The 6,000-nt window shown below is 69.2% G+C and carries 5 protein-coding genes; 3 read left to right on the forward strand and 2 right to left on the reverse strand.

Annotation, left to right across the window (positions count from 1 at the left end):
* Positions 1-62: 62 nt before the first annotated feature.
* The gene (locus IMZ11_RS24265; RefSeq protein ID WP_228644647.1) at positions 63-1,475 is read left to right on the forward strand and encodes a phosphodiester glycosidase family protein; all 1,413 of its coding nucleotides are present in this window, start codon (positions 63-65) and stop codon (positions 1,473-1,475) included.
* Between the two features lie 202 nt (positions 1,476-1,677).
* Here the strand turns inward: IMZ11_RS24265 and IMZ11_RS24270 are convergent, their stop codons facing one another.
* Positions 1,678-2,562, reverse strand: a complete 885-nt coding sequence (locus tag IMZ11_RS24270) for a phenylalanine 4-monooxygenase (protein ID WP_228644648.1) — start codon at positions 2,560-2,562, stop codon at positions 1,678-1,680.
* A 132-nt stretch (positions 2,563-2,694) separates the two neighbouring features.
* Here IMZ11_RS24270 and IMZ11_RS24275 point away from each other — a divergent pair, with 132 nt between their 5' ends.
* Entirely contained in the window at positions 2,695-3,159 is a 465-nt protein-coding gene (locus IMZ11_RS24275; RefSeq protein WP_061257735.1) for an Lrp/AsnC family transcriptional regulator, read from the forward strand.
* A 164-nt stretch (positions 3,160-3,323) separates the two neighbouring features.
* Here the strand turns inward: IMZ11_RS24275 and IMZ11_RS24280 are convergent, their stop codons facing one another.
* Positions 3,324-4,388 carry an NAD(P)/FAD-dependent oxidoreductase gene (locus IMZ11_RS24280; protein WP_228644649.1) on the reverse strand — a complete coding sequence of 355 codons (1,065 nt, stop codon included), beginning with the start codon at positions 4,386-4,388 and terminating at the stop codon, positions 3,324-3,326.
* A gap of 330 nt (positions 4,389-4,718) precedes the next feature.
* On the opposite strand from IMZ11_RS24280, the gene IMZ11_RS24285 reads away from it, so the two are divergent.
* A complete protein-coding gene (locus IMZ11_RS24285) occupies positions 4,719-5,675 on the forward strand; it encodes an Lrp/AsnC family transcriptional regulator (protein ID WP_228644650.1) in 957 nt (318 codons plus the stop codon).
* Positions 5,676-6,000 lie beyond the last annotated feature (325 nt).

Genomic DNA, 6,000 nt, shown 5'->3' on the forward strand with positions numbered 1-6,000 from the left:
TGAAACGCCGCCTGATCGCCGGCGCAGCCGCCGTGGTTGTCGGGATGCCGATGATTGTCGGGATGACCACGGCCACCGCCGCCGCCGCTCCGGTCACCGGCCTGCCCACGACCGCGTTCCCCCTGGGTCAGCCGGGCATTCCGAAGTCGGCGCACAAATCCCTCGGTGCCGGCATCGACTACTTCACCGTGAAGCACGGCACCGCCAAAGACGGCTACACGGTGAGCGTCATCGCCGGGGGCAAGGACTTCATGTCCGAATCCACCGCGCAGACACAGGCGCTCGCGGTCCAGGACGCCGGGCTGACCCCGACGATCGTGAAGTTCACCCGGCCCGCCGTCGCGGACTTTCCCGCCGCTGACTTCTGGATGGTCCGCGTCGGCTCCTGGTCGCTGAAGGACAAGGACGAGGCCGCCAAGGTGGTGAAGCAGCTCAAGGAGGCCGGAGTCAGCTCCAAGGTGGACTTCACCGGCGACGACGGCTTCCAGACGACCGGCCCGTGGTCCATGCGGGTCGTCACGATCGATCCGCGCGCCTTCCGCGGGTCCTTCCGGTCCTCCCTCGGCACCAGCGTCGCCAAGCGGGAGACGGTCTCCTCGATGGCCCGCGGCGCCGGAGCCATGATCGCCGTGAACGGCGGCTTCTTCGACATCCACACGCTCAAGAACCTGCGCGGCGACCCCACCGGGATCTCCGTGATCGGCGGAAAGATGCTCAGCGAGGCCGTACCGGGCCGGATCGGCCTCGTGCTCAAGGGCCGTACGGCACGCATCACCGAGCTGTCCTCCAGCGTGGTCGCGACCTCCGCCGGCGGTGGCAAGGCCGTCGTCGCCGGAGTGAACCGGGTCGCCAAGCCGGACGAACTGGTCATGTACACCGAGGAGTTCGGCGCCAAGACCCCGAAGAACGACGGCGCGGAAGCCGTGCTCGACGCCTCGGGCAAGGTCATCGCGGTGCGGTCGCCCGGTGCCGCCGTCACGCGGGGCACCCGCGTCCTGCACGGCGTCGGCGCCGCCGCCGACTGGCTCTGGGAGTGGGCCACGGAGGGCACGGTCATCCAGGTCAAGACCACGGTCACCGACCTGCGGACCAGGAGGACCATCCCGCTGACCCCGGAGACCCACATCATCGCCGGGGCGATCGGGCTGGTCCGCGGCGGCCAGACCTCCATCACCGCGCAGCGGGACGGCATGGCCAACGTCAACATGATCCTGCGACGCCACCCCCGCACCCTCGCCGGAGTGACCTCGTCCGGGAAGCTGATCCTGGCCGTGGTCGACGGCAGGGACCCCGGGAAGACGGTCGGCGCCTCCTTCATCGAGGCGGCACAGATCATGCGCTGGCTGGGCGCCCGGGACGCGATCAACCTGGACGGCGGCGGTTCGAGCACCATGGTGATCGGCAAGAAGGTCGTCAACCGCCCCTCCGACGGCATCGAACGCGGCGTCGGCGACGCCCTGCTCGTCATGCCCTGACAGGGAGCCTGGATACATCACAAGGGAGCGGGCCGAAGTGACCCTTCGGCCCGCTCGGCATGGTGATCAGGTGTGATTCGTCATGCTTCCACGGCGGTTGACGGCCCCTCCGCCCCACGCCGAGGGGCCGTTTCGCGTTCACGGCCGTGCGAGTCAGGGGGACCCGGACTTTCACGGCCGTGCGAGTCAGGGGACCCGGACCTCAGCCGCCTGCGACGATCCGCGCGATGCTCTCGTCGTCGCAGCTCGCCCAGAACGATCCCACGACGTCTTCGAGCTGGTCGAAGGAGGACACCTCGAACAGCACATCCTGATATTTCGTGATGTCGTACTCGGTCGTTCCCATGGCCTTGATGTCGAGCGGCCGGATGTCCATGCCCCGGAACTCCTCGATCTCGCCGTACGAGCTCAGGATCCCCGCTCCGTACGCCTTGAGCTCCCTCGCTTCACGCATCACGCCGAACTCCAACGTGAACCAGAAGACCTTCGAGATGAACTGGAGCGCGTCCTCGGTCTCGACCCTCCGCGCCGCTCTTCCCGCCACCCGGTACAGCTCCGCGAAGCGCGACGAGGCCAGCGTGTTCGCGTGGCCGATCACCTCGTGGATGATGTCCGGTTCCGGCGTGTAGAAGGGCACCGAATGGTGCCGGATGTACTGCGTCGAGTGGAAGAATCCGTCCGCGAGCACGCCGTAGAACTCCCGCAGCGGGACGAGACCCGCCGCCGGCAGGTAACGGAACCCGGTAAGCGGCTCAAGGAGGTCACTGACCTCCTGAAGTTGCGGGATCCGATCCTTGGGCAGCCCCAGTCTCTCGGCGGCGTCCAGGAACTCGCGGATCGCGTACACCTGGTGCTTGACCGCGAGTTCCCTCGACACCAGCGCCCAGACCTGGTGCTCTTCGTCGGTGTACTCCGCGTGCGGGATGGGGTCCCCCGGCCGGTGATTCAACGCCAGCGCGGCGATCGCGTTGCGCCGCTCACGGTAGACCGCGTCGGCGAACCCCGGGTGGCTCGACGCCAGCTCCACGGTCACCGAGCCGTCGTCCCGCTTGGCGACCGGAGCGAAGTATTGGGCTTCCTCGAACATACTTCAATATGACAGCAAGTCCGATTTATGCTGGCAAGAGCGACTAGTCTTAGTGGTCGATACGCTCAATATCGCTATCGTTATACGCCTTTGGCTGGTCGAATCGCACAGTCGGCGGGTAGCGTCGGTCCCATGCTCGATTCGCTCGACAGCAAGCTGCTGATCACCATGCGTGACAACCCAAGGATCGGTCTCACCGAGCTCGCCCGTCTGCTCGGCGTCGCCAGGGGCACGGTCCAAGCGCGTCTGGAGAAGCTCACCGCGCGTGGCGTGATCGGCGATTTCGGGCCCACGGTGATGACCGAGGAGATCGGCTACCCGATCCTCGCCTTCGCCTCCCTCCAGATCGCCCAGGGCAAGCTCGCCGAAGCCGTCGAGGCCCTGGACGGGATCCCCGAGATCCTCGAGGTGTACGGCACAAGCGGCCAGGCCGACCTCCTCTGCCGTGTGGTGGCCCGGAACACGCCCCATCTCCAGGAGATCATCGCCCGGATTCTCGCCTCGCCCGCCGTCCAGCGCAGCGACACGACGATCGCCCTCTCCACCCAGATCCCGTACCGCATCACCCCCCTCCTCGCCGCCGCCGTGTCTGTCTGACCGGCGGAGGCGAGGCTCGCCACTGAACGCCAGCGGGCGTTTCCGATGCGGACCCGATGGCGGGGGTGGGGGCGCGGTGATCTGGTGGGCCAGGCCCAGCAGGGTGCAGCCCGTGGTGCGGCGCGGTAGTCGGAGGTGAGTCGACGCCGAAGGTCCACGCGTCGTCAACTGGCGGGCAGTGGGGCCTGGCCAAGAACGCGGGCACCGTTGGCGGCGGAGGTGCGGACCGCGGCGAAGCCGGAGTCGATCATTTCCTGCTCGTAGGAGCGCAGCATCGGGATCAGCGGGCCGCCGTGGGCGAGTGCCGCGGTGAGCGCCGCCGCGTCACGCAGGGCGAGGTTGGCCCCTGCCCCGGCCGCCGGGCTCATGGCGTGGGCGGCGTCGCCAAGCAGCGTGACGCGGGTGGTCTCCCAGGGTGGGATCGGGACGCTGGTGCGCAGGGTCAACGGGAAGATCTCCCGCCAGCCGGCGATCATCCGCTGGATACGGGGATGCCAGCCGTACGTCATCTCCCTGACGACGGCCCTGAGCCGCTCCTGCGTCATCAGGGACAGGTCGGGCGGGAGATCCTCGGCGCGGATGCCGAAGGAGCAGGTGGCGTAGTCGCGAGTCGGCGCGACGCCCACCACGCGATGGTCAGGGCCGGTGACCGCGGTGAACACGTTGTCCATGCCCTCGGCCAACTCGACGGGGATCTTGCCGTATAGCTGGACGAGGCCGGTGCCGACGATGCGGGCGTGCGGCAGGTACTGGCGGCGGACCGCGGAATTGATACCGTCGGCACCGACGAGCACCTCGCCGGAGACGGTGGAGCCGTCGTCGAAGCGCGCTGTCACGCCGTCTGCCGCCGTCTGGAAGCCGGTCAACCGCCTGCCGTAGGTGATCGTGCCGGCCGCCTCGGCCAGCAGAGCGTCGCGCAGCGTCTGCCGGTCGATCGACAGGTGCCGCCCGCCGAACTCGATGACCTCAAGCACCTCGAGCGCGGGATCAAGGCGGACGAAGCGAGGTTCGGGTGTGTGAGCAGTGGCCAGGAACGCCGCCCACCGCTCGCGCGTCATCACGCCGGTCAGCGCGCCGATGCCCACGTCGCTCAGGTGCAGGCGGTAGCCCTGCCCCCGGACAAGGGGCGACAGGTCGCGCTCGTAGACAGCCACGTCGATCCCGGCCCTGCGCAGCCCGCTCGCCAGGGCCAGCCCACCGAGGCCGGCCCCGATGACGATCACCCTCACCGCCGCTCACCACCGAAGTACGCAGCGCGCTCGGCGGCCATGCCGACAGGGTCGTGCCAGGCGCCCCCGTGAGGTCGCGCACCGTGGAGGTGACAGCCGGAGGCGGGGCCGCCGCCATCGTGGCGTAACCGGCGAGCAACTCCTCGGGGAAGCCGTCGGGGAACCCAGGGTCGGCCGGCCGCTCGGCCACCGTCTCGGCCACCCTCCTGCCGACGTTTCCCGTAGCGCCGAAAACCAGGTATCTGCTCATGCATCGACAATCCCGCAGATCCGGCGGCCACGCAGGTTACGCGCCACCATGAGGCGATTAACGGCATGTATCGATGAAATATGGCGAACATCAGCGCACTGGACGTGATGGATCACGCTCTCGTGCACGCGCTCCAGATCGACGGCCGGGCCTCCTTCCGCGCGATCGCCGAGGTACTCGGCGTCTCCGAGCACACAGTCGCCCGCCGCTACCGCAAGCTGCGCGCACACGGCATCCTGCGTGTGGTCGGCCTGCTCGACGGCCGGCGTTTCGGGCACACCTCGTGGTCTGTGCGCCTGGTGTGCACGCCGGATGCGGCCGGCCCGGTGGCCGAGGCGCTCGCCCGCCGCGACGACACCGTCTGGGTCCGGCTGCTGTCCGGCGGCACCGAGATCGCCTGCGGCGTCCAGACAGGCGACGACCAGGACGGCGACACCCTGCTGCTGAAGAAGCTGCCGCGTACCCCGCGCATCGTCGCCATGTCCGCGCACGCGACCCTGCACATGTTCGCCGGATGGCGCAGCCGGATCGCGGTGCTCTCCGAGGAGCAGGCCGAGCGACTCCGGCCGGCTCGGCCGGACGAGAGGGAGATCTCACTGAGCGGGGAGGACCACGCCCTTCTGCGTGTGCTGGCCCGGGACGGACGAGCCGGGTACGGCGAGCTGGCGGCAGCCAGCGGATGGTCGCAAACCACCGTCCGGCGCCGAATCGACCAGCTGCGAGGCGGCGACGCGCTCAGGTTCGACGTCGAGGTCCCCCCACAGGCCCTGGGCTACCGCGCAGAGGCCTGGCTGTGGATGAAGGTGGAGCCGTCGGCACTGGCCTCGGTCGGCGCGGCGCTGGCCACTCACCCCGAGGCCGACGTGGTGGCGGCAACCACCGGCCCAACCAACCTCATGGCAGGGGTGACCTGCCGCGACACCCGCGACCTCTACGGCTATCTCACCGAGCGGGTAGCGCCCCTCCACGGTGTGCGCGAGCTGGAGACGGCACCCGTGATCCGCACGGTCAAGCGGGTGGGCGCCCTCCTGCCCTGAGACACAGCCCGCACCCGGCCGATGTCTCACTCGATGCCCGCGCCACCGAACGCGGCGAGCCGTCCGCCGACACCGATATCGAAGCCGGACTGGACGTCGGAACGTGGAAGAGGAGCATCCGTAAGTGCTGGGCGGCCGGTGTTGGTCGGCGCTGCGCTGGGCGGGAACCACGGTGGTTGGTGTTCGTAGGCGCGGAGGCGGGGGCTTGCTCCGGCCGGCCGTGATAGCGGGCCTCTGGTGATGCCGCTCTCGCGGCCGTCGCGGGCGCGGTGGTTGCTGGCACGGTGGTTGCTGGCACGGTCTTACGCCGGCCTCCACAAACCCC

Origin of the sequence: Microtetraspora sp. AC03309 (genome assembly GCF_020826795.1) — a bacterium.
Taxonomy (GTDB): Bacteria; Actinomycetota; Actinomycetes; order Streptosporangiales; family Streptosporangiaceae; genus Microtetraspora; species Microtetraspora glauca.

Coding starts and splice junctions, on each gene's coding strand:
- IMZ11_RS24265 (WP_228644647.1), top strand. CDS start 63: ATGACCACGGCCACCGCCGCCGCCGCTCCGGTCACCGGCCTGCCCACG.
- IMZ11_RS24270 (WP_228644648.1), bottom strand. CDS start 2,562: ATGTTCGAGGAAGCCCAATACTTCGCTCCGGTCGCCAAGCGGGACGAC.
- IMZ11_RS24275 (WP_061257735.1), top strand. CDS start 2,695: ATGCTCGATTCGCTCGACAGCAAGCTGCTGATCACCATGCGTGACAAC.
- IMZ11_RS24285 (WP_228644650.1), top strand. CDS start 4,719: ATGGCGAACATCAGCGCACTGGACGTGATGGATCACGCTCTCGTGCAC.